The organism is Corynebacterium aquilae DSM 44791 (genome assembly GCF_001941445.1).
Lineage (GTDB): Bacteria > Actinomycetota > Actinomycetes > Mycobacteriales > Mycobacteriaceae > Corynebacterium > Corynebacterium aquilae.
The window spans coordinates 1504835-1527376 of the sequence record NZ_CP009245.1 but is presented as its reverse complement, the minus strand read 5'-3'; the positions used below and the strand labels follow the sequence as shown (position 1 = coordinate 1527376).

Below are 22542 nucleotides of genomic sequence, written 5' to 3'. Positions count from 1 at the left end.
GCGCTTTGGTGTGTTGGGGTGTTTTCCCCCGTCTGGCATTAGGTCCGCCCGGGGAGGGGGAGTAGAGCTGCGAGGATGTGGGCTTTCATCCGCCGGTCAAGGCGTAGGAAAACCTTGGCCATCGCTACGAGGGTTCCTCCGGGACGGCCTTGGGTCAGCATCGGCCACAGGATATGTTCCGGCAAATGCAACACGGTGTCGAAAAAGATTGCCGTGTTTCCGGGGGTCTTCAGCAGGTGGATGAGAACTTTTTGTCCTGCATTTAAGAGTTTTTCGTCAAGCATCCACGACCAGGATGTGAATGGATTTTTTGTTTTTGCACAAAGTACATAGTCGAGGAATTTGTCGACCATGCGTGCTGAGGTTCCCACGGAGTACCCAGTGATCGGGTTGATTGCTCCTGCTCGGGCGCCGAAGCAGTCGAGGCGGTGTTCGGGGTGTGGTCTGTCGAGGGCTATGGTGACGGTTTCCTCGCCTACGATGGGCCAGTTTTGCAGTCCGTGGGTATTGATGAAGCTGTGGGTTTCTTGCTGAAGTTGTTGCTGGTCCATGGGTGGGCCTGCCAGAAGGGTGTGCTCGACAAGGAGTCCTTTGGGGGTGTGGACTGCGTAGGTGAAAGTGTCGGCGTCGGGGGATGAAAAATCCATCCACAAAGATTCACCTGCCCGGAGCGCCGCGGCTGTCTGCTCAGTGTCGTTGAGGGGCTGGGGGTTTGCGGGAGGCTGCAGAAAGGTGCCTGCTGCTTGCTGGATGTAGTGGGAGGTGGCGGGGTTGATTCCTCGGCAATCAACAATTTTGCGCGCTGTGTAGGTGGTGCCGTTGACGGTGATCGTGGTGGGGGATGTGGCGGTGCCGGTGCCCGTGATCTTTGGGAAGGTGCTCAGTTTGGTGAGCAAGTCTTCGGAATCGAAAACGAGATAGCGACGTTGGAAGCGTCTTTGCCCCCGTCGGGTGATCACGAAGGGTTGGCTGTGGCTTGCTTTGATGGGGGGTAGCCAGGTGGGAAGCTCGTCGGCGAAGATGCCGTAGGTGTTGGTTAGCTGGTTTTTATCGTCAACGCCGAGTACGCGCAAGCCCCGCTGGTGTGCTCGATGGGCGAGCAGGAGACCAGCGGGGCCTAGGCCGAGCACGATGAGATCGAAACGTTGAGAGTTCATGGGTCTCAGGGTATCGAAGTGTGTGCTATGACTTTGTGGTGCCGTTAGCTGCTGAGGTCAGTCCGATTGGAGTCGGCTGGTTAGAGCCCGAGTGCGTCTTTAACGGCTTCGTGGACGACTTCGTGTTGGGCGACGTTTAAGCCAGCCTTGAGGTGGATGTTGTTTTGGAGTGCTTGTTCGGCGCCTTGGTTGGCAAGTTGCACGACGAAAGGCAGGGTTTCGTTGGCTAGTGCGATGGTGGCGGTTTTGGGTGCGGCGCCAGGCATGTTGGTCACGCAGTACATGGTGACCGGGCCAAAAGAGAAGATGGGGTTGGAGTGGCTGGTGGGCTGTGATGCGGCCGTGCAGCCACCTTGGTCGATCGCGATGTCGACAACGACTGCGCCTTCCGGCATGGAGCGCAGGTGTTCTTCGGTGACAACCTTCGGGGCTTTTGCGCCAGGGACGAGCACAGAACCGATGACCAAGTGGCTGCGTCGGAGTTCTTCGGCAATGTTGTCGGGGGTGGAAGCGATGGTGCGCACCTTGCCCTCATAGCGCTGATTGAAAGCACGCAGGGTAGCGGTATTGATGTCGAGAACCGTGACCTGGGCACCGAGACCGACTGCGACATCCACAGCTTGTGCGCCGGCAACGCCACCGCCGACCACGGTCACGTTCACGGGTGCGACACCGGCGATACCGCCGAGCAGCATGCCGGGGCCACCCGCGGGGGCGGTGAGCAGTTGAGCGCCGGTCTGTACCGACAGACGGCCTGCGATTTCAGACATCGGGGTGAGTAGCGGCAGATCCCCGCGAGCGGAAGTGACGGTTTCGAATGCGATAGCAGTGGTTCCTGCGTCGACCAGTGCCCGAGTGAGTTCCGGTTCGGCGGCAAGGTGCAGGTAACAGAAGAGAACCAGATCCTCGCGGAGGAAGGGGTATTCCGATTCGATGGGTTCTTTGACCTTGACGACGAGATCGCAGTCCCAAACGTCTTTCTGGGTGCCGATGGTGGCGCCGCGGGAAACGTAGTCAACGTCGAGGTATCCCGAACCTTCGCCGGCGCCGCTTTGAATGACCACCTCGTGCCCATGCTTGACCAGTTGTGCGACGCCGTCGGGGATCATGCCGACCCGGCGTTCGTTGTCTTTCAGTTCGGTGGGGATGCCGATGCGCATGGTGAGGGATCTCCTTCAGAGAGATTCGGGGCTGTTATCCGTTGGTGAGGAAACTGCCCTTTAGGTGTGATGAAACACTCGCGGGTGTGGAGTGTGTCACCCATCATAGGGCGGGGGTGGTTTTGAAAACAAAAAACTCTGCTGACTTTCAGCCGGCTGCTGCGATGCGGGCGCTCATTGGGCGCTCCTGCAGCGCCTGACGTGGAGGTTCGCTTGAAGTGCGATAAGGTGTGCAACCGTGATTGTCGTCAACGATTTCGAAGTCCGTGTCGGAGCCCGCACCCTCTTAAATGCACCCGGCCAGCATTTAAGGGTGCAGCCAGGTGACCGCATTGGTTTGGTGGGCCGCAATGGCGCTGGCAAGACCACCACGATGCGTATCTTGGCTGGCGAGTCCGAGCCTTATGGCGGCACCGTGACACGTAGTGGCGACATTGGTTACCTTCCCCAGGACCCCCGCGAGGGCAATATTGAGGTCACCGCCCGGGATCGGGTGTTGTCTGCCCGTGGTTTGGATCAGATTATGGCGTCGATGGATCGCCAGCAAGAGATCATGGAAACCACTGAGGATGACCGCAAACGCGATGCGGCGATCCGCAAGTATTCCCGGCTGGAGGAGCAGTATCACGCCAAGGGCGGATATGAGGCTTCTAGTGAGGCGGCTCGAATTTGCGATGCCTTGGGGCTGCCGGCGCGAATTTTGGATCAGCAACTCAAAACGCTCTCGGGTGGTCAGCGTCGTCGTGTCGAGCTTGCGCGCATCCTGTTTGCAGCGTCGGCTGGTAGTGGTAAGTCCCAAACTACTTTGCTGCTTGATGAGCCGACTAACCACCTGGATGCTGACTCGATTGCGTGGTTGCGAGACTTTTTGTCCAAGCACGAAGGCGGGCTGATTATGATCTCGCACGACGTCGAGCTGCTTGAGGCGGTCTGTAACAAGGTGTGGTTCCTTGATGCCGTGCGAGCCGAGGCCGACGTGTACAACATGGGGTGGAAGAAGTATTTGGACGCCCGGGCCACGGATGAGGCTCGTCGTCGCCGCGAGCGCGCCAATGCCGAGAAGAAGGCTGCCGCGTTGAAGCAGCAGGCGGCAAAGTTGGGTGCGAAGGCCACCAAGGCTGCTGCGGCGAAGCAAATGTTGGCTCGCGCAGAGCGAATGGTCAGTTCGACGGACGAGTTGCGTGTGGCTGACAAGGTGGCGCACATTTCTTTCCCAGAGCCCGCCCCGTGTGGCAAGACGCCGCTCAACGCTACTGGCCTGACCAAAATGTATGGCAGCTTGGAGGTGTTTGCGGGGGTCGACTTGGCTATTGATAAGGGCAGCCGGGTGGTGGTGCTTGGATTCAACGGTGCCGGTAAGACGACTTTGTTGAAGTTGTTGGCCGGGGTGGAACGCACCGATGGGGAGGGCGGAATTGTGTCCGGCCATGGGTTGAAGATCGGCTATTTCGCGCAGGAGCACGACACCATTGATGGTGACCTCAGCGTGTGGGAGAACACCATCAGGGCTTGCCCCGACGCTGCTGAACAGGACCTGCGCAGCTTGTTGGGTGCGTTTATGTTTTCCGGGGAACAGCTTGAGCAGCCGGCGGGAACTCTTTCTGGTGGTGAGAAGACTCGCTTGGCTCTTGCTGCGTTGGTGTCGAGTCGCGCCAACGTGTTGCTGTTGGATGAGCCCACCAACAACCTGGATCCGATTTCTCGTGAGCAGGTGTTGGATGCGTTGCGCTCTTACACCGGCGCGGTGGTGCTCGTTACCCACGATCCGGGTGCTGTGAAGGCCTTGGATCCGGAGCGGGTGATCGTGCTGCCGGATGGCACTGAGGATTTGTGGAATGACGAGTACATGGAAATTGTTGAATTGGCATAGGCTGACCTAGGTCAACCACGGCTAGGATTGCTATTTTTCCTGGTCTGCGTGCTAAATTCAGCTAGAACTATTGCACAATCGCTTCCTGGGCGGGGGCGACGCGCGGCGTGTAGCAGGTCTACGCGCACGCCACTACGCATCTACATCTCAAACCGATGATGGGCGGATGCGGCGAAAAGTGAGCTCCTCGGCAGACGCCGCGGAGTGCTTTTCGCATTTTCATAGTTCTTTACACCCACTTTCCGTGACCATCGCTTTCACGTGCGGCGCCACCATTTGCTGCTTGTGAAAGCCCGACACACCTCTCGGACGTTTATGAGCCAACCCCAACGCCGCGCCACTTGGGCCGGCAGAAGTATGTTCCTTTTCGCAGCTATTGGCTCCGCCATTGGCTTGGGAAACATCTGGCGATTCCCCTATATCGCCTACGACAACGGCGGTGGCGCGTTTTTGCTGCCCTACGTTGTTGCTTTGATTACCGCCGGTGTTCCGGTGCTGATTCTGGATTATGTATTGGGGCACCGTTTCCGCGGTTCCGCACCGCTCGTGTGGCGACGCATCAGCCCCAAAACTGAAGCTATCGGTTGGGTGCAGACCATTATCACCTACATCATTGCTGTGTATTATGCGGTGATTCTGGCATGGTCTGCGGCGTACACCTGGTTCAGCGTGAAGCTGGCGTGGGGCGAAGACCCGGAGTCATTTTTCATCAACGACTTCCTCAGCGCCGATAACGATTCGGTGCATTCGGCACACATCATTTGGCCTATTTTCATCACCCTGGCCGTGGTGTGGGTGCTGATTATCGCGGTGATGGCGTTGGGTGTGCGTAAAGGCACCGGCATGCTGTCCAGTGTGTTCGTTCCCATGCTCATCGCTCTGTTTTTGGTGCTCGTGGTGCGTTCCCTGTTCCTTGAGGGCGCCGGTTTCGGCTTGGAAGCCTTCTTTACCCCGCGCTGGGACGCGCTGGCGGATCCGCAGGTGTGGATGGCTGCTTATGGGCAGATTTTCTACTCCTTGGCCATTGCTTTTGGCATCATGATGACTCAGGCTTCTTATCTCAAGCGCCGCAGTAATCTTTCCGGCCTGGGCGCGGTGGTGGGCCTGGCGAACTCTGGCTTCGAAGTGCTCGCGGGCATTGGCGTGTTCGCCACTTTGGGCTTCATGGCTACCGCCAACGGCACATCCGTTGATGAGGTTGCTTCCTCCGGCATCGGCCTCGCCTTTATTGCGTTCCCGACCATCATCAACCAGATGCCGGGTGGGCCGATCTTCGGCATCTTGTTCTTTGGTTCCCTGTTTATCGCCGGTTTCACCTCCCTGGTGACGATTGTGGAGGTGGTGGTGTCCAGCGTGCAGGATAAGTTTGCGATGCCGCGCCGGAAGGCCTCCATCGTGGTCGGCGTGTTGTGTGCGGTGCCCTCCCTGGCACTGTTCCCAGTCGCGACCGGTTTGGCTTCTTTGGATATCGTCGACAAGTTCGTCAACGTGCTCGGCATTGTCGCGATTGCGGTGATCTCGATTGTCACCATCGGTTGGGTGTTGCGCCGCACTGGCGAATTGCGCAACCACGTCAATGCGGTGTCCAGTTTGAAGCTGGGCCGCTGGTGGGATATTTCACTGGTGGTGATTACCCCGGCTATTTTGGGCATCACCTTCGTGCTGGAGGTCACCGCCCTGGTTCGCGACGGCTACGGCGGTTACAGTTCCTCGAAGATTGTGTGGTTCGGCTGGGCGCTGGCGGTCGTGCTCTATGGCGGTGCGGTGCTGTTGTCGCTGAAGAAGTGGCCGCGGGGCACCATCGTCGATGGGCCGCCCGCGGGCGATTTCGGGGTTCCGCTGTCCGGTAAGGGAGCCCCTTTCGGGCAGCACCTTGTCGATCCGCACGCTCCGGCACACTCCGCTGTTCTTAAGCCCGAATTCCAGCACGCTGGTCCGAGCTCTCACAACACAAACGCCCACTAGGGCCAGTTGTGTTAAGCCACTGATTGAAAAGGTAGATACGCCATGACTTTGCAGGCACTGATTATGATGACGGTCTATTTGGCCGTCGTGTGGGGGCTTTTGGCTGTTGCTGCACGCCACTTGGGTAAAACCAATGACGAGGAGTGCGGAACTTTGGGTAGCACTGACATCGACGAGATGCCGATGTACGTCTAGATCCCACTAAAGACACCCACACCTGCGGCGGCCAGTATCCTTGCTGGCCGCCGTTTTCATGCCACTATGCTGTGGAATATGCAGCGTTTTTCCCAAGCACAGCTTCGAAGCACAACCGAGGTGAGCTATCCTGCGGTTTTCGTGGGGCGGACTTTGGCGATGGCGCGGGGGCACGCGTCGTGTCCGAGGGGCTGGCATCTGACGGACGTGCAGCAGGTCTTAGGCTGCGGGGAGGACGTCTTTGATGCGGCGTGGGATCGGGTGCGCACCTGGCAGATGCATAACTGCACTGCGGCGCATGTGGGGGATCAGCCACCGGCTGAGGTGGGGCAGGTGGTTTCCATCCAGTTTCGCCCAGGGGGCGTGCGCGTTGGGCCGCGCAACAATCCTTGCGTGGTTGTCGATGTGGTCGACACGGTCGAGCCGGATGGCAGCTGTGTGCGGGCGTTGATTTACGGCACCCTTGATGGCCACGCCGAATGTGGGGAGGAAGCTTTTGTGCTGACTTTGCACACCGACGGGACGGTGGTCGGCCGGTGCGTGGCGTTCAGTAGGCAAGCGTGGTGGGTAGCGAAATGCGGCCGGCCGCTGGCGCAGCGGATGCAAAAAGCTGCTGCCGCCGCCTATGTGCGCGCCATGGTTCGCCCGTAGCGCTCGGAGAAGGCGCGCAGCATGGATTGGGATTGCGCCACGTCGTGGGTGCGGGCCTGTGCGATGACTTCTTCGGCCGCGGTGGGAGGGAAGTATCCCTGATCCTGGTAGATGCGAACGCGTTCGGCGAAACTGTCGTGGTCGAGTTCCGGGTGGAACTGGGTGACGTAGGTGTTGTGGCCGACTTTAAACATGTGGATGGGGCAGTTGTACCCCCGGGCCAGGTGGGTGACTGGCATGGTGGTGCCGTCGGCGCGAGTGTAGTTTGAGGGCAGCGCTTCGCAGTTTTCTTTGTGCCCCACCAGGGTGTCGAACTGTGGTGGGGTGGTGGCCAAGATGGGGTCGCGGTGTGCGCCCTGGCAGAGGCTGACGGTGATCGCTTGCGCATCTTCGGCGTGGTTGCGGGATAGTTCGGCGCCGATGGCGGTGCCGACGATGCCGATGCCGTAGCAGGCGGCAAATAGGGGATAGTCGCGCGCGAGGATCCGGGTGACGAGTTCATCGAGTTCTTTTTCGACCCGGATTTGGGTGTGGTGCTTGTCCTCGTCGGTGTTGTTGTAGGGGCCGCCGCCGATGATGATGCCGCTGAAGTCGTCGAGGCGGATGTGGCCGAGCGGGGTTTGTTCCAGCCGGTGGTGTTCCAGCTGATCTGGTGTGAGCCCCATGACGGTGCGGAAGGATTCGTATTCGCCTGTGGCGGCTGCGTCTTCGGGGCGGGTAGAGATCAGGAGGAAGGGGCGGATGCGCGACATTCGTCTCATGGTAGTTAATCGAAACTATCGGCGTCGACGTGCGGTGCACCCGCGGGGGCACCCAGGGTGGGGTTTAGTCGTGGTCTTTGGTGCAGTAGGTGACGAAGTTGTGCAGGATCGCGTTGGAGTGCTGGGTGTCGACGCCGGGCAGGACGGAGACGATGTCGTCGTAGTCTGCGGGGGAGAAGTATCCGTAGTCGTAGTAGAAGTCCATGCGGGCTTTCATGGCGGCGGGATCCATGTCGGCGTGGAATTGGCAGGCCCAGGTGTGTTGCCCGTAGCGGATCATTTGGGTGGGGCAGCTGGGGGCGGTGGCGAGGACGACGGCTTGCAGCGGGGGAATGATGATGTTTTCGGTGTGGCCGGTGAGGGTGCTGAACTCTGCGGGGAGGTTTTTGAGCAGGGGGTCTTTGCGGCCGTCGGCGGTGAGTTCCACGGTGGAGGGGCCGGCGGATTCGGGGTGGGTGCGGCCGACGTGTCCGCCGAGTTCGTGGGTGATGAATCCGGCGCCGAAGCAGACGAACATGGTGGGAACGGGTCCGTCGATCAGGGTGCGCAGTTGGGCGTGGACGGCCTGTTGGTATTCGTCGTAGGTGTCGGTGGTGATGTTTAGGGGGCTGCCGCCGACGAAGACCCCGGCGTAGGGGTCGAGGGGGCCGATGGTGGCGTCGCAGGTGTCGAGCATGACTTGGTCGAGTTGTTCCTCTTTCAGGCCGGTGGCGCGGAGGAAGTCACCTCGTTCGGCGCGGGCGATTTCTTCGCCGCTGCGTGGGGAGACAAGCAGGAAACGTGCGGGCATGTGGGCAACCTTTGGGTGTGGGGGTGTCGGGGTGCTGGCTGGGCGTTTTAGTTGTGTTTGCGCACGGAGTCTTCGACGAGGTTGAGGACTTGGTCGAGGCCTTCGGTGGGTTCGCCGCTGGCGAGCCGGGAGATGAAGCCTTCCATGACGGTGTCCAGGTAGGTGTGGAGGACTGCGACGTCGACGTCGTCGCGCATGCGTCCGGCGGCGGCGTTGGCTTCGAGGCGGGCGCGCACTGCATCGTCGAGGATGGCTTGGTGTTGTTGCCAGCGGGCCCGGAAGATGGGGTCGGTGCGCAGCAGCCGGGTGATTTCTAGCCGGGTGGCCAGCCAGTCGTAGCGGGTGGGGTGGGCGAGCATGTCGCGCATGACTTCGACGAGGCCTTCGTCGGCGACGACGTCTGCCATGCGGGCGGCGTCTTCGCGGGCGAGGGCGAGGAAGAGGTTTTCTTTGTCGCCGAAGTGGTGGAAGATTGCGCCGCGGGATTTGCCGGTGGCTTCTTCGAGTCTTCTGACGGTGGCGCCTTCGTAGCCGTGTTCGGCGAAGCAGGTGCGGGCGCCTTCGAGGATGTCTTTGCGGCGTTGGACGAGGTCGCCTTCGCTGACTTTGGGCATGTCGGAGAGGTCACCACCTTCAACGCGTTGGGCTGGTTTGGGCTGGATGGGGTTGGGCGCTTGGGGCCCGGTAGGTGTTCACGGTGTTGTGGGCGCGCCGGTGTGGGGTGCGGCCAGAAAACTCACGAGCACCTGGTGTTCGGCTGAGGGAAAGACGCACCCCCGCCCGCGGCGCGCTACCAACGCTTCGTGCCCACGGTGTGGGTGGTTGGCGTCGTCGCTGTGCTTGGCGAACGGGGGTGGGTTGTGGCGCCGGGGCAGCTTAGCCGGTGCGGCTGGTGCTGCCCCGGGCGCCTAAAGGATCGCTATGCGATCCGGGGTGGCTAGGTGTTAGGCCTTAGCCATGTTGCGCAGAACGTACTGCAGGATGCCGCCGTTGCGGTAGTAGTCGGCCTCACCGGGGGTGTCGATGCGCACGATGGCGTCGAACTCGGTGGTGGTGCCGTCTTCAGCGGTGGCGGTGACGTGCACGGTCTTCGGGGTGGTGCCGTTGTTGAGCTCCTCGATGCCTTCGATGTCGAAGGTTTCGTGGCCGGTCAGGCCGAGGGACTCGTGGGATTCGCCGGCGGGGAACTGCAGCGGGATAACGCCCATGCCGATGAGGTTGGAGCGGTGGATACGCTCGAAGCTCTCGGTGATGACGGCCTTAACGCCGAGCAGGTTGGTGCCCTTGGCGGCCCAGTCACGGGAGGAACCGGTGCCGTACTCCTTGCCACCGAGAACGACCAGCGGGATTCCGGCGGCCTTGTAGTTCTGGCAGGCATCGAAGATGAAGGCCTGGGGGTTGCCTTCCTGGGTGAAGTCGAGGGTGTAGCCACCGGCGACGTCGACCAGCTGGTTCTGGAGGCGGATGTTGGCGAAGGTGCCACGCATCATGACCTCGTGGTTACCGCGACGGGAACCCAGGGAGTTGTAGTCGTTGCGGGCCACGCCGTTTTCGTCCAGGTACTGCGCGGCGGGGGTGCCGGGCTTGATGGAGGAAGCGGGGGAGATGTGGTCGGTGGTGACGGAGTCGCCGAGCTTGGCCAGGACGCGGGCGCCCTTGATGTCGGAGACGGGCTCGACGTCCATGGTCATGCCGTCGAAGTACGGTGCCTTGCGGATGTAGGTGGACTTCTCGTCCCAAGCGAAGGTCTTGCCCTCCGGGGTGGGCAGGTTCTGCCACTGCTCGTCGCCCTTGAAGACGTCGGCGTAGTCAGCTTCGTAGAGTTCGCGGGAGATGGCCTGCTCGATGGTGGCTTCGATTTCCTCGGTGGAGGGCCAGATGTCGGTCAGGAAGACGTCGTTGCCGTCCTTATCCTGGCCGAGCGGCTGGGTTTCGAAGTCGAAGTCCATGGTGCCGGCGATGGCGTAGGCGATCACCATGATCGGGGATGCCAGGTAGTTCATCTTCACGTCGGGGGAGATACGTCCCTCGAAGTTACGGTTACCGGACAGCACTGCGGTGGCGGTCAGGTCGTGCTCGTTGATGGCCTTGGAGACCTCAGTGGGCAGCGGGCCGGAGTTACCGATGCAGGTGGTGCAGCCGAAGCCGGAGAGGTAGAAGCCGAGGGCCTCGAGGTCCTTCCAGAGGTCGGCGCGCTTGTAGTAGCCGTCGACGACCTGGGAGCCGGGGGCGCAGATGGTCTTGACCCAGGGCTTTGCCTTCAGGCCCTTTTCGGCGGCCTTGCGGGCGATCAGGCCGGCACCAATCATCACAGAGGGGTTGGAGGTGTTGGTGCAGGAGGTGATGGAGGCGATGGCCACCATGCCGTGGTCGAGGGTGTACTCGCCACCGTTGGGGGACTGGACGACGACCGGCTTGGAGGCGCGGCCCTTCGGGGTCAGTGCGGCGGTTTCGCCGTGGCCCTCGCGGGAGGAGTTGTAGTCAGCGCTGAGGTCTGCACCCTCGGTCTGATCTTCGCCTTCGGCACCCATGCGGATGGCGGCGGGGGACTCGTCCTCGTTGACCGGGTCGTTGGTGTAGGTGGGCAGGTCCTTGCGGAACTGTTCCTTGGCCTCGGTGAGCAGGATGCGGTCCTGCGGGCGCTTCGGGCCGGCGATGGAGGGGACGACGGTGGACAGGTCGAGCTCGAGGTACTCGGAGTACTCGGCCTCGGGGGAGTCGGCGTCGAGCCACATGCCCTGGGCCTTGGCGTAAGCCTCGACGAGGGCGATCTGCTCCTCGGGGCGGCCGGTCAGGCGCATGTACTTGGTGGTCTCCTCGTCGATCGGGAAGATCGCACAGGTGGAGCCGAACTCGGGGGACATGTTGCCGATGGTGGCACGGTTGGCGAGCGGAACAGCCTTGACGCCGGAGCCGTAGAATTCGACGAACTTCTGGACCACACCGTGCTCACGGAGCATTTCGGTGATGGTGAGCACGACGTCGGTGGCGGTCACGCCGGCGGGGATTTCACCGGTGAGCTTGAAGCCGACGACGCGGGGGATGAGCATGGAGACCGGCTGGCCGAGCATGGCAGCCTCGGCCTCGATGCCGCCAACGCCCCAGCCCAGGATGCCCAGGCCGTTTTCCATGGTGGTGTGGGAGTCGGTGCCGATACAGGTGTCCGGGTATGCCAGGCCATCCATGTCGAAGACGACGCGGGCCAGGTTCTCAATGTTGACCTGGTGGACGATGCCGGTTCCCGGGGGGACGACGCGGAAGTTGGAGAAGGCCTTGGAGCCCCAGCGCAGGAACTGGTAGCGCTCTTCGTTGCGCTCGTACTCGATCTCGACGTTCTTGGCGAGGGAGTCCTCGGAGCCGAATGCCTCAATAATGACGGAGTGGTCGATGACCATCTCGGCCGGGTTGAGCGGGTTCACCTTGTCCGGGTCGCCACCGAGGGTCTTGACGGCCTCGCGCATGGTGGCCAGGTCGACGACACAGGGCACACCGGTGAAGTCCTGCATGAGGACGCGGGCCGGGGTGAACTGGATTTCGATGCTGGGCTCGGCGGACGGATCCCAGTTGGCGATGGCCTCGATGTGCTCGGGGGTGATGTTTGCGCCGTCTTCGGTGCGCAGCAGGTTCTCGCCGAGAACCTTCAGCGAGTAGGGCAGCTTCTCCATGCCCTTGACTGCGTTGATGTCGAAGAAGTCGTAGGACTTCTCGCCGACGGTCAAAGTGCTCTTGGCGTTGAAGGAGTTTTTGCTTTCAGACAAAGTGAGCTCCGCTTCCTTTAGAGGTAATTGGGTGAGTGTGCAGGCGCTTGGCACCGGTGCGCCACCGAAAGCGTTCAGGCTCTCACGAAGGGCGCGACCGTGTGGCGCCTGACGGCAAACCACGGTCCGGCATCACGACATGGGTGAGTCATATAGCCGGAAGGTCTTGCGGCCAAGTTTAACAGTACGGGCGTTATGTTGTGCAGTTTTGACACGCATCACCCCACCTTCTGCTGCCACCAAAACCCCGAGCAACCAGCAGGAAAGGCAACCCTCATCTATCTTGGGCCGGGACTGGCGTTCAAGTTTCCGCACCCTTTGTTGTCACATCTGCCACAGTCGTTCCATAACCTCTCCGCCCCGACTATCCACCTTGCGCCCAGCAGTCATTGGTCGATGGTGCGCCCACACAGGCCGTTTACGCCTTCGTCTAAATGTTCCCCCGGCAAAGCGTGGACCAACCGCCGACAAAACGTGGCACAAAATCACGAGCCAGCCGCGGCGCGCTGAAAATGCTCTGCGTCATCGCCAAGGTCCTCAAGTTGTTAACTCCACCACAGGAAAGTATCGATGCGTAGTTGATCACAAATGCTTATGTGATTGGACTGCGATGTGGATTGCTACCCCAAAGTGGGGGGAAGGTCGCGTGAGCTCCACGCTGCACCCGCCGTGAGCCCCCACAAAGACATAAAGAATCAGCAGTCGGCATCGGCCAGCCCAGTGGACATGCCAGTGGGCATAAGCGTGCGCCCTTCTTGAGCAAACTCCTCATTGGGAATCGCCCCGGTTGCGCGACTGGGAGGTAACGCTTGAAACTCTGAGCCGGCCAGGCGCGGCTGAGGCTTAAGGCTGGGGACTGTTAAGCGCTCCGATTTTCACTTCGCCAGGGTTCGAACCCAGCCCCAAGACACCTGCGGGGTCGCGCTCGCTAAAACGAACGGCATTGGGAAGCTCAGGGCGCGCCGTAACCGTCGCGGGCGCACGGGGCTTTAAGATATTGCCCCGACCCTTCCCCCTGGCCGCGAGAGGACTTTCATGATCCCCGACTACGTCAACCTTGACGACCTGGCACAGCAAGTCGAAGCCGACAATGTCGCGATCGATGGTCTCGAAGCTGCCTACCCCGGCACCGAGGCCGGCCTGATCGACATCACCAACCAGGCGCGCAGCACCGGTGTGGGAGATGTGAAAATCGTCGTCCTCGATCGAACCCCGGCGCAACCTGCCGACCTGCGTGACATTGCCTATGAAATTCAACAGCGCACCGGGGCGGACACTGTGATCGTGCGGTCCCCCGGAACTGGGGCAGTAGTCTCCGACCAGTACTCGCGGAAATCTATCGAGCAGGCCGAAAAAGCGATGTACGGCAATCCCGACTACATCAGTTCAACTCAGGCGTTCCTGGCGGATGTCCGTGAGGACACCACCCCGTGGCAGGAAATTAATCTCGGCATTGGCGTGGTGGTTGCCCTCACCATCGTGACCACGGCATGGTCAACCTGGCGCCGCCGTCAAAGCGCAGCACCCCAGCCGGCAGCGCCAGACCAGGCGGTCACACAGCACTCAACCATCTAGCGCGCCCCAAAAGGGGGCACTCGGCCCCCAGCGTCAGTCGACCCCGTTTTGCCCCGCGGAAACCCACTAGTCACCACACAACAAACCCACAGCCAGCCGGCCGTGGGTTTTTTCGTCTGCGAACCGCTTGGACTGTGGGGCCACAGTCCTGCGGAAAGCAAGTGCATGTATCGGCCATCGCAGGATGTGTCTAGCCTGAAAGCTTTACTATTTTCGTTGGGACCTCCCCTTTCTTCAGGCTGGTTTTTAGCCCCGCTTTTTCATCATGACCGCCCATAAGGGCTGGCAACACGCCGCACCCACCTAAGAATGTGACATATTTAACATGTAACGCACGGTGAGACGTTTTCGCTGGTGGAGTGGGAGAGGGTAGGTCAACAAGGTCATGCTTATTGACTTGACTCCTGAGAATATCGGTAGAGAAGTTCCCTTGTGGTGCTGTTGTGACTTAATGTTCAGTTGTTGGCTCACGAGGCTTAAGTAGCCACTTTCGCCCCGCCAGTAACCATGTTTACCCCGAACTACCCTCTCGATGAGGCCGATCTATGCACGTGGGGAAGCGCGCAGCAGAAGGCACATACGCAAGGGGAATAGCTAGGGGAGTGGCCCGCTAAATTTTCTTAAGGTCTAGCCCCTGGGCTAGACAATGGGAAAATCTTGGGCTTTGCCGGGATTTCAGCCGGAAGCGGCAACGCTTCCAGCATCCCCAGCAACAGGCACTGGCGTACAGCGATTACGCACATCCCAGCCCCAAGGGCGGGGCCGCGGCGCAACTGCTTGGCCCCGTGAGTCGCCCCACGTCACCACCATTAGGTCGACCGGCGGCGGTTATCGACGCATCCACCCCACCGCGGCAGATGCGCCGAAACTTCGCGTGCTGGCGCGCCCCCTAGGAGTAATCCCCTTGAACCGTGATCCCCGTATGCACCGCCTTAGCGGTGCACCACGCCCCAAGGCACGTTTCAGCCGTCGCCTCCTCGCCATCGCGCTGTCCAGCGCGGTCGTCACCACCACCCTCACGTCGCCATCCTTTGCGGATCCGGCCAACCCCGACGACGCCGCCATTGCCACCGCTGACGCGCAGGTAGCCGCCTCCGACAAAGAGGTCGCCGATCTGGTCGCCACCCTCACCCAGGCCGAATCCGACATTGCGGCGCTGGAAAATGAAATGGGTGGCCTGCGCGAAGCGGTCAACAAGGCCCTCGTCGACCTGCACGACGCCCAAGCTAGCGCCGAGGAAGCCCGACAAAAAGCCAAAGAGGCCCGCGAAGACCTCGATCGCACCCAGTCGGAAATGGAAGTAGCCCAGGCCCGACTCGACGAGCTGTCCCGCGCCGCCTACAAACAGGGCGCCACCACCCCCGGAATCACCACCGTCGCCGGCGCTGACGCCGCCCGCGACGCCCTTGACCGCAAGACCTACATCCGCACCACAGCGGAAGCCCAAGAAAAAGCCATTGCGGAACTCGACCGGCTGCGCACCGAAAAAGCCAACAACGAATCCGCCCTGCGCCTAGCCCGCAACCTCGCCGACGAACGAGCCGCCGCCGCCCAGGAAGCGGAACGCGTCGCCCGCACCAAGATCGAGGAAAACTCCGCCAAGATCCAGCAGCGCACCGCCGAACGCGACCAACTCGTCGCCGAGCGCGACGCAGCCCAGCAAAAGCTCGACGCCTCCCGCAGCCACGCCGGCCAACTGCTCAACCAGCGCAAGGAATACGAGCAGTTCCAGGCCGCCCTGGCCGAAAAAGCCAAAGCAGACAAGGCCGCCCAAGAGGCCGCCGCCGCCCGGGCCGCAGCAGCAGCCGACGCCGAGGCGAAACGGCAGGCTGCCGCCGAAGCCTCCAAGAAGGCCGAAGCCCACACCGCCAACACCCCGGCGGCTGCAGGCACCGCATCTGCAGCGCCCGCTGCTCCTGCACAGCCGGCGCAACCCGCCACCCCGCAGACCCAGCCGGAGACCGCAACCACTGCCGCAGCCGACACCGCCACCCAGGAGCGCCAAAAAGCCGCTGAGGCGGCCCGCCAAGCCGCAGAGGCAGCAGCCGCCGCAGAACGCGAAGCCCAGCAGCGCGCCGCCGATGAAAAAGCCGCCGAGGATGCCCGCAAAGCAGCCGAAGTAGCCGCCTCCCTAGCCGCGGCCGCTCTGGTCGCCATCGCAGCCCCCAACCACACCGAGGTCGACAACCCCTACCCGAACGACCCCGAAGCCGACGACGTCCCCGTCGCCGCCACCAACAACGACGACACCATCGACGTCAACGGGCTCGCACCCACCCGGACGGCAACCCCCAACACCACCACGCCGACCACCACCACCCGCGCCCCGCAAGCCCCGGCCACGACCACCGCAACTCCCGCGGAACCCGAGTCGAACGCCACCGAGTTGGGCGACAACAGCGGGGACCTGCTCAACCTGCTTGACCAGCTGACCAACACCACCAAACCCGGCAGCCTCAAAGAGGTCACCAACACCGCCTCCACCGTGGTCTCCGGCAGCAGGGAAGAAAAGATCGAAAAGGTCATCGCCCGCGCCATGAGCCAAATCGGCACCCCCTACGCCTGGGGTGGCGGCGACGCCAACGGCCCCACCAAGGGCATCCGCGACGGCGGTGTCGCCGACGCCCACGGCGACTACAACAAGATCGGCTTCGACTGCTCCGGCCTGACCCTCTACGCCTTCGCCGGTGTCGGCATCGCCCTTCCGCACTACACCGGATACCAATACCAGCGAGGCACCAAGGTTGATCCCAGCCAGATGCAACGCGGTGATCTGATCTTCTACGGCCCCAACGCCGAAAACCACGTCGCCATCTACCTCGGCGACGGCCAAATGATTGAGGCCCCGCAGTCCGGCTCCACCGTGCACATCAGCCCGGTTCGCTGGGGCGGAATGTCCCCGAAGGTCGTCCGCCTGATCTAAACCCAGGTTAGAAGAAAACCTCCAAGGTAACCCCTTGGAGGTTTTCATTGCCCGCCGCCTACTGTCGCACGCCAGCCTGGGTAAACCACCCAATTCTGTAGGTGGGACCATTCGCGGTAACCTAACTTTTATGCAGCCGCAGACTCAACCATTCGATGCAGTCCTCTTCCTTTCTTTCGGCGGCCCCGAAGGGCCCGACGATGTTCGCCCCTTCCTCGAAAACGTCACCCGCGGTCGCGGCATTCCCCCGGAGCGACTCGATGAAGTCGGTGCACACTACTTCAACTTCGGGGGCAAAAGCCCCCTAAACGACCTCAACCGCGACATCATCGACCGGCTGGAAACCGCACTGAAAAAACGCGGCTTCGACATGCCGATCTACTTCGGCAACCGCAACTGGCACCCCTTCGCCGAAGAAGCCGCCGAACGCCTCGCCCGCGACGGCCACCGTAACGTGGTCGTCTTCGCCACCAGCGCCTGGGGCGGATACTCGGGCTGCCGACAATACAACGAAGACATCCAAAGAATCCGCCAGCACCTCAAAGACCAAGGGCTGCCAGAAGTAACCTTCACCAAGCTGCGACAGTTTTTCGACCACCCCCACTTCATTGATCTCATGGTCGACAGTGTGCAAGAAGGCTTCACCCACATCGACACCGAACACAAAGCCGGCACCCGACTCGTATTTACCGCGCACTCCATCCCCACCGCCGCCGACAACAACTCCGGCATCGCCTCCGATGGTCCCCTGTATTCCACCCAGGTGCGCGAAGCAGCCCGGCTCGTCGCAGAACGCGTCGGTATCGACGACTTCGACGTAGTTTGGCAATCCCGCTCGGGCGCCCCACACATCCCCTGGCTAGAACCTGACATCGTCGATCACGTGACAGAGATCTACGAAAAAGGCCACGCCACCGGCGCAGTGGTGTGCCCCATCGGTTTTGTCTCCGACCACATCGAGGTGGTGTGGGATCTCGATACCGAACTCGCCCGGGAAGCGCAAGAGTACAACATTCCCATCTACCGCTGCCGCACCGCGGGTGCTGAGCCGGAGTTCGCCGACATGATCGTGGACCTGATTGAGGAACAAACCAACAACAGTCCTTGGGCCCGACTCGGTGAGGTTCCCGCCCGCGGGTGCACCGTCAACGGGCAAGCCTGCGCCGAAGGCTGCTGTGCGCCCTCCCGCCGACCTACCGCATCCTAAAAATGCATTCCCCAGCGTCTTCGGTGCCATCTCGCATGAGGTAAGTACCACAGAAAAATAGGCACCAAAAACATCCACCGGATAGCTTGCGCTAACTAAAATTCTTTCTCGGCTCACCCCACACCTGGCCACGTGCCCGACGGCACATGAAAGAGACGAAAAGAAACCGGTGGATTTTTCGTGACCCTACATCGCTTCCGCACCCGGGGGCTTCTCGCCGCCCTTAAAGGCGCAGCAGCCACGCTGCTGGCCCTCGGGCTGGCATCCGCACAGCTGTCAGCACCCCAAACCACGCCGCAGCAGCCACTGACCCAGGCCACCCTAGGATCCGCCGAGCTGTCCAGCGACAGCCCCTTCGGCACGCCGCCAGACACCAACGGTGCCAACAGCGTGAATCTGCGCGAGCAAGCGCAGCAAGCCCTCGATGCTGGGCGCATCCCGGCCTCCACCGTGGTGCACTCCGCGTTCAACAGGCTCCTGCTCGAGCGCTACGGCACCGGCCAACGACCCGGCAGCAAAAACCGCAACACCTTCGCTACCCCCACACTGCAACCGGGCTCCCACATCATCATCGGTGATCCGCACAGAACCTCACTGTCCTGTACCGCCGGGTTTTTTGGATCCAACACCGAAGACGGCAGCATGTATCTGGTAACCGCCGGCCACTGCTTCAACAATGTCCCCACAGATGTGGCGCTGTACTACGTGTCGAACAGTGGGCTGGTTCGCGTACCAGGGCAACTGCTTGTGCGCGACGCCCCGCCCAATGACTTTGACCCCGACCGGCCTGACTGGGCGGTGTTCCACCTCACCGATACGCAATGGAACCGCACTCACGTCTCACCACGTCTGGACGGAAGCATCAGCCCTCGCGGAGCAGTCATGCTGCACGATCTCGCCGCCGGACAGCAGGTATGCATGGTCGGCTACCGTTCCGGCCAGTTGTGCGGAGCGATTATTGCCACCGGGAAGCACATCTTCGAATTTGAAGGAAACGCCATCGGCGGCGATTCTGGTGGCCTGGTCTATGTCAAGACCGGCCCCGACACCCTATCCCTGGTGGGTGTTATCCATGGGCATCCGGTTTCGCGAAACAATTCCATCCCGCAAGTCGTGCAGGCAGTTCGCTTCGATCCTCCCATTCAGCGCCTGACGCAGATGGGGCACCACACCACGTGGTCCTGGTGACCACGCACCGCCTTTTACAGCAAGGTGCGGGCGGTGACCTCCACGGCGGCCTCATAGCCCTGACGCAACGCGGCCCCCAAGGGCAGCAGCATGGGATCCAGGCTGGTGTCCTCTAGGTTTTCGCGCACCGTGAGCACGATATTGTGCAGTGTTGCCGCCCGGGAAAAGATCTCCAAACACCGCACCGGGGCCCCTGGTGGCAGGTCTTGTGCCACAGCCGGGCCTGCCGCCCGGGCGCTAGACCATTTGCTGCCTGCCTGGATGGGCCGAAATCCGAGGTTTTCAATAATTGTGGCGGCCCGGTCGGCAGCATCACCCATCGCATACAACGCATCCCCTGCTCCTAGGGGAGGTGCGGTTGGCAATTCGGCATCTGGAAGGAAATCCACCGCACCAACCTGGATGCGATACAGGCCCGTGCCCGCCGCCCCAGCAATATAGAGCCCGTCGGCAAGCGCGTTGACCCGGCCGGCACCATTGAGCACCAGCCGGATGGGGGTCTGCCGATGCGGATCTATGGCCATATCGGCTGTTTCGGGAAAATATTCTGCGGTGTGCAGGTGTTCGCGCACCTGTGCCCACAGCTTCACATCGGCTAGGTATAGGCCCTGGCGTACCTCGTCGAGAAAGTCGTCGGTTGCTACGTCTCCGGCCAGCCAGCTGGTGGCCCAGACCGCGAATGCAGGATCGATAGCGGAGGCGTCCACGGAATCGGGGAAAGCAAGCAAGCGACGTTCCTTTAGCTGGGTTGTACACGGTTTTATGGTCTCAACGGGACACTCTAAACCTTGGCCGATGCAGCGAGAAAATGGAGCCGTGGGGTTGAGTTTTGGGCAATTTTGGCGCGGGTCCGCCGGTCCACGGCGCTCACGCAGTACAGTTTTGCCCTATGACTCCAGCTGATCGTTATAGTGGCGACATCCTGTCCGGCCATGCCCGAAACCACAAGCCCACCTTTCCGACGATGCCCGCAAAACCGGGTTTGGTGGTGGAGTCGCGGGCCGATGGTTTCTGTGGGGCAGTAGTCGGCTTCGAACGCACCTATGATGGCGACTTCATTCGGTTGGAGGATCGCCACGGTCGCGAGAGGCTGTTTAAGCTTCGCAACGGGGGTTTCCTGTTTGAGGGACAGCCGGTGACTTTGACCCGCTATGTGGCTCCCTCCGCCCCGGCACAGAGTAACTCCGGGTCTCGGCGGGTTGCGGGTGTGGAAGCCAAGGTTGCCGCCCCGTCGCGCATTTGGGTGGAGGGCATCCATGATGCGGCGATCGTGGAAAAGATTTGGGGGCACGACCTGCGCGTGGAGGGTGTGGTGGTGGAGTACTTGGAGGGCCTGGACAATCTTGAACAGCGCTTGGCTGAGTTTCAGCCGGGTCCTGGCCGCCGGGTGGGGGTGTTGGCGGATCACCTGGTAACGGGGTCGAAGGAGACCCGGATGACGCAGGGGTTGGGCCCTGATGTGATGGTGACTGGCCACCCCTTTATCGATATTTGGGCGGCTGTGAAGCCGGAGCGTCTCGGTTTCCGGCAGTGGCCGCAGGTGCCCCGTGGTGAGGACTGGAAGACCGGTATTTGTGCACGTCTTGGCTGGTCTGATCCGAAGGAAGGGTGGAATCGGGTTTATCGCGCGGTCAATGGTTTCCGCGATGTCGACCCGACTTTAGTGGGTGCCGTGGAGCGCCTTATTGATTTTGTGACGGTGCCGGAGTTGAGCAAGGAAGATCTGCTGTAGGCCGCGGTCGGTGGGGCGTCCCGCAGCGGGCCGGTGGGGGCCTAGTCGGGGATTTCCGTGTCGCCGTGGGCGCGGGCGAGTTGTCGGATAGCGAGTTCGAAGCCAACTTTTTCTGCTTGCCAGCCGGCGGCCTGCAGGCGCTGTGACATGGCTTGTTTGCTGATTCCGAGTTCGGTGGCTGCCTCTAGTTGGGTCATGCCGGTGCGCACGAGGCGGGTGGCTTCTTGTCCTTCGGGAGTGCGGCGGGAGGCGACGAAGCGCAGCATTTCGAAGGTGGCGGCAATGTCTTCGGGCAGTTTTTTGTCTAGCCCATGGGCTCGCCCATCGATTTTGACGCTGACGGCGCCGGCTCTGCGCACGCGGCCCAGTGCGGTGCACGCTACGTTGTGGGCGCGTTCGGTATCGGCGATTCCAGCTTGGTGAGTAATGCCAACCCCAACGACCCATTCGCCGGTGGCGACGAGAGCCATGATGGCGTCAGCTATGTTGCGGGGGTTGGTCGTTGCTAGGGAAAGCTCGTCGATGCCGTCGACTTTGCACGGCCCGTCAACAAGGTTGGAGAGTGCTTGGGCGACACGGGAAACGAATGCTCCGCGACGTTTTTCACGTCCTCGGTAGCGGGCCTGAACTGCATACATAACTAGCCATCATAGACAGAAGTTGTCTAGTTCTCCGACTTGACGTTTGTGGTGGGGGTGGGGAGCTTGCTGTCGATAAATAACCCCAGCATTCCGAGGCAGAAAAGGCCTGCGGTGATGGCTAGCATCACGGGGTTGGGGCGCCCCACTAGTGCGTCGCCCAGGATGACCGTGGCGATGGTTCCGGGCGCCGAACCGACCAGGGTGGCCAGTGCGAAGGGAACCACGCGCACCGAGGTCATCGCGGCGGTGTAGTTAAGGACGCTAAACGGCACCGCGGCAATCATGCGCAGACTCGCCACCGCCAACCACCCGCGGGCGCGAAGCCGGGCGTCGATCGTGGTTACTGCGGGATGGGTGAGCCGCGCCCGGATACGATCGCCAATGATAAAGCGCACCCCCATCAGAGAAATGGTTGCCGACACAGTGGTCGCGCTTAAAGCGATGATGCACCCGATAAGTGGGCCAAAGAGAATCCCCGAGGAGAGGGTCAGCAGGGTGCGGGGGATGGGGAATTGGGTGATGCCGATATAGAGGAAGAAAAAGACCACGGGGAACCAGGGGCCAAAGTGCTGTGACCAGGCCCGGAGTGTGTGTAGTGAGGGGACATCGACAAAAAGGACTATCGCTGCGCCGATGATGACGACCAGGGCGAGTGTGATTTGTCGGCCTCGGGGCCAGGTGCTGAAGGCGTCCCAGCCGGCACCGATGGTTGCCTTGACGAAGCCTGCGGCGCGGTGGCGCAGCGGGGGCGTCTTGGGGTGTTGGCGGGGCGTGGGCACGGGGTTTACTGTACCGCCGACCTCGTGCCGGTTGAGCAACCCACATGAGGGGTCTGCCCGCAACGAGCAATGCCCGTTTTGTCCGTTTTGGGGAAAACGTGTGGGTTTTGTGTCCGATTTTTAGACAGGTGCGAAGTGGGATATCTCTCGTTTTTACCCCCATCTCCACCCCTGACCAGCGCGTACTTTC

The 22542-nt window shown here is 61.5% G+C and carries 18 protein-coding genes; 9 read left to right on the top strand and 9 right to left on the bottom strand.

Going from position 1 to position 22542, the window contains the following annotated elements; genetic code table 11:
• Window positions 1–38 precede the first annotated feature (38 nt).
• On the bottom strand, window positions 39–1157 hold the full coding sequence (locus CAQU_RS06425) for a lycopene cyclase family protein (protein ID WP_075726234.1): 1119 nt from the start codon (window positions 1155–1157) through the stop codon (window positions 39–41).
• A gap of 80 nt (window positions 1158–1237) precedes the next feature.
• Window positions 1238–2317: an alanine dehydrogenase gene (ald, locus tag CAQU_RS06420; RefSeq protein WP_075726232.1), complete on the bottom strand. Its 1080-nt coding sequence runs from the start codon at window positions 2315–2317 to the stop codon at window positions 1238–1240.
• Between the two features lie 238 nt (window positions 2318–2555).
• Between ald and CAQU_RS06415 the strand changes: the two genes are divergently transcribed.
• From CAQU_RS06415 to CAQU_RS06400, 4 genes are all read left to right on the top strand, one after another.
• Window positions 2556–4187 carry an ABC-F family ATP-binding cassette domain-containing protein gene (locus CAQU_RS06415; protein ID WP_075726230.1) on the top strand — a complete coding sequence of 544 codons (1632 nt, stop codon included), beginning with the start codon at window positions 2556–2558 and terminating at the stop codon, window positions 4185–4187.
• A 315-nt stretch (window positions 4188–4502) separates the two neighbouring features.
• Window positions 4503–6152: a sodium-dependent transporter gene (locus tag CAQU_RS06410; protein WP_084562852.1), complete on the top strand. Its 1650-nt coding sequence runs from the start codon at window positions 4503–4505 to the stop codon at window positions 6150–6152.
• A gap of 42 nt (window positions 6153–6194) precedes the next feature.
• Window positions 6195–6347: a methionine/alanine import family NSS transporter small subunit gene (locus tag CAQU_RS06405; RefSeq protein WP_084562850.1), complete on the top strand. Its 153-nt coding sequence runs from the start codon at window positions 6195–6197 to the stop codon at window positions 6345–6347.
• A 120-nt stretch (window positions 6348–6467) separates the two neighbouring features.
• Window positions 6468–6998, top strand: coding sequence for a DUF1990 domain-containing protein (locus CAQU_RS06400; protein WP_169836030.1), 531 nt, complete (start codon window positions 6468–6470; stop codon window positions 6996–6998).
• Here the strand turns inward: CAQU_RS06400 and CAQU_RS06395 are convergent.
• The 4 genes from CAQU_RS06395 to acnA all read right to left on the bottom strand — a co-directional run bounded on the left by CAQU_RS06395 (window position 6971) and on the right by acnA (window position 12307).
• Window positions 6971–7750 carry a glutamine amidotransferase gene (locus CAQU_RS06395; protein WP_075726226.1) on the bottom strand — a complete coding sequence of 260 codons (780 nt, stop codon included), beginning with the start codon at window positions 7748–7750 and terminating at the stop codon, window positions 6971–6973. The two genes, CAQU_RS06400 and CAQU_RS06395, sit on opposite strands and share 28 nt — an antisense overlap.
• A gap of 73 nt (window positions 7751–7823) precedes the next feature.
• On the bottom strand, window positions 7824–8549 hold the full coding sequence (locus tag CAQU_RS06390) for a glutamine amidotransferase (RefSeq protein WP_075726224.1): 726 nt from the start codon (window positions 8547–8549) through the stop codon (window positions 7824–7826).
• Window positions 8550–8596: 47 nt separating this feature from the next.
• Window positions 8597–9163: a TetR/AcrR family transcriptional regulator gene (locus CAQU_RS06385; RefSeq protein WP_075726222.1), complete on the bottom strand. Its 567-nt coding sequence runs from the start codon at window positions 9161–9163 to the stop codon at window positions 8597–8599.
• Window positions 9164–9493: 330 nt separating this feature from the next.
• A complete protein-coding gene (gene acnA, locus CAQU_RS06380; RefSeq protein ID WP_075726220.1) occupies window positions 9494–12307 on the bottom strand; it encodes an aconitate hydratase AcnA in 2814 nt (937 codons plus the stop codon).
• A gap of 1035 nt (window positions 12308–13342) precedes the next feature.
• Here acnA and CAQU_RS06375 point away from each other — a divergent pair.
• From CAQU_RS06375 to CAQU_RS06360, 4 genes are all read left to right on the top strand, one after another.
• Complete coding sequence (locus CAQU_RS06375; RefSeq protein WP_075726218.1) at window positions 13343–13882, top strand: Rv1476 family membrane protein; 540 nt, start codon at window positions 13343–13345, stop codon at window positions 13880–13882.
• A 904-nt stretch (window positions 13883–14786) separates the two neighbouring features.
• The gene (locus CAQU_RS06370) at window positions 14787–16805 is read left to right on the top strand and encodes a DIP1281 family NlpC/P60 protein (RefSeq protein WP_245797216.1); all 2019 of its coding nucleotides are present in this window, start codon (window positions 14787–14789) and stop codon (window positions 16803–16805) included.
• Window positions 16806–16935: 130 nt separating this feature from the next.
• A complete protein-coding gene (locus CAQU_RS06365) occupies window positions 16936–18012 on the top strand; it encodes a ferrochelatase (RefSeq protein WP_075726214.1) in 1077 nt (358 codons plus the stop codon).
• 180 nt (window positions 18013–18192) lie between these two features.
• A complete protein-coding gene (locus tag CAQU_RS06360; RefSeq protein ID WP_075726212.1) occupies window positions 18193–19200 on the top strand; it encodes a chymotrypsin family serine protease in 1008 nt (335 codons plus the stop codon).
• Window positions 19201–19214: 14 nt separating this feature from the next.
• Here CAQU_RS06360 and CAQU_RS06355 read toward each other — a convergent pair whose 3' ends face one another.
• Window positions 19215–19928, bottom strand: coding sequence for a hypothetical protein (locus tag CAQU_RS06355; protein ID WP_075726210.1), 714 nt, complete (start codon window positions 19926–19928; stop codon window positions 19215–19217).
• 161 nt (window positions 19929–20089) lie between these two features.
• On the opposite strand from CAQU_RS06355, the gene CAQU_RS06350 reads away from it, so the two are divergent.
• Entirely contained in the window at window positions 20090–20932 is an 843-nt protein-coding gene (locus CAQU_RS06350) for a DUF3097 domain-containing protein (RefSeq protein WP_075728475.1), read from the top strand.
• A gap of 41 nt (window positions 20933–20973) precedes the next feature.
• Here CAQU_RS06350 and CAQU_RS06345 read toward each other — a convergent pair whose 3' ends face one another.
• The gene (locus tag CAQU_RS06345) at window positions 20974–21570 is read right to left on the bottom strand and encodes a hypothetical protein (protein ID WP_075726208.1); all 597 of its coding nucleotides are present in this window, start codon (window positions 21568–21570) and stop codon (window positions 20974–20976) included.
• Window positions 21571–21596: 26 nt separating this feature from the next.
• Window positions 21597–22280, bottom strand: a complete 684-nt coding sequence (locus CAQU_RS06340) for a TVP38/TMEM64 family protein (protein ID WP_075728473.1) — start codon at window positions 22278–22280, stop codon at window positions 21597–21599.
• Between the last annotated feature and the right edge of the window lie 262 nt (window positions 22281–22542).

Coding starts and splice junctions, on each gene's coding strand:
- CAQU_RS06345 (WP_075726208.1), bottom strand. CDS start 21,570: ATGTATGCAGTTCAGGCCCGCTACCGAGGACGTGAAAAACGTCGCGGA.
- CAQU_RS06410 (WP_084562852.1), top strand. CDS start 4,503: ATGAGCCAACCCCAACGCCGCGCCACTTGGGCCGGCAGAAGTATGTTC.
- CAQU_RS06375 (WP_075726218.1), top strand. CDS start 13,343: ATGATCCCCGACTACGTCAACCTTGACGACCTGGCACAGCAAGTCGAA.
- CAQU_RS06385 (WP_075726222.1), bottom strand. CDS start 9,163: ATGCCCAAAGTCAGCGAAGGCGACCTCGTCCAACGCCGCAAAGACATC.
- CAQU_RS06350 (WP_075728475.1), top strand. CDS start 20,090: ATGACTCCAGCTGATCGTTATAGTGGCGACATCCTGTCCGGCCATGCC.
- CAQU_RS06390 (WP_075726224.1), bottom strand. CDS start 8,549: ATGCCCGCACGTTTCCTGCTTGTCTCCCCACGCAGCGGCGAAGAAATC.
- CAQU_RS06365 (WP_075726214.1), top strand. CDS start 16,936: ATGCAGCCGCAGACTCAACCATTCGATGCAGTCCTCTTCCTTTCTTTC.
- CAQU_RS06395 (WP_075726226.1), bottom strand. CDS start 7,750: ATGTCGCGCATCCGCCCCTTCCTCCTGATCTCTACCCGCCCCGAAGAC.
- CAQU_RS06405 (WP_084562850.1), top strand. CDS start 6,195: ATGACTTTGCAGGCACTGATTATGATGACGGTCTATTTGGCCGTCGTG.
- CAQU_RS06425 (WP_075726234.1), bottom strand. CDS start 1,157: ATGAACTCTCAACGTTTCGATCTCATCGTGCTCGGCCTAGGCCCCGCT.
- ald (WP_075726232.1), bottom strand. CDS start 2,317: ATGCGCATCGGCATCCCCACCGAACTGAAAGACAACGAACGCCGGGTC.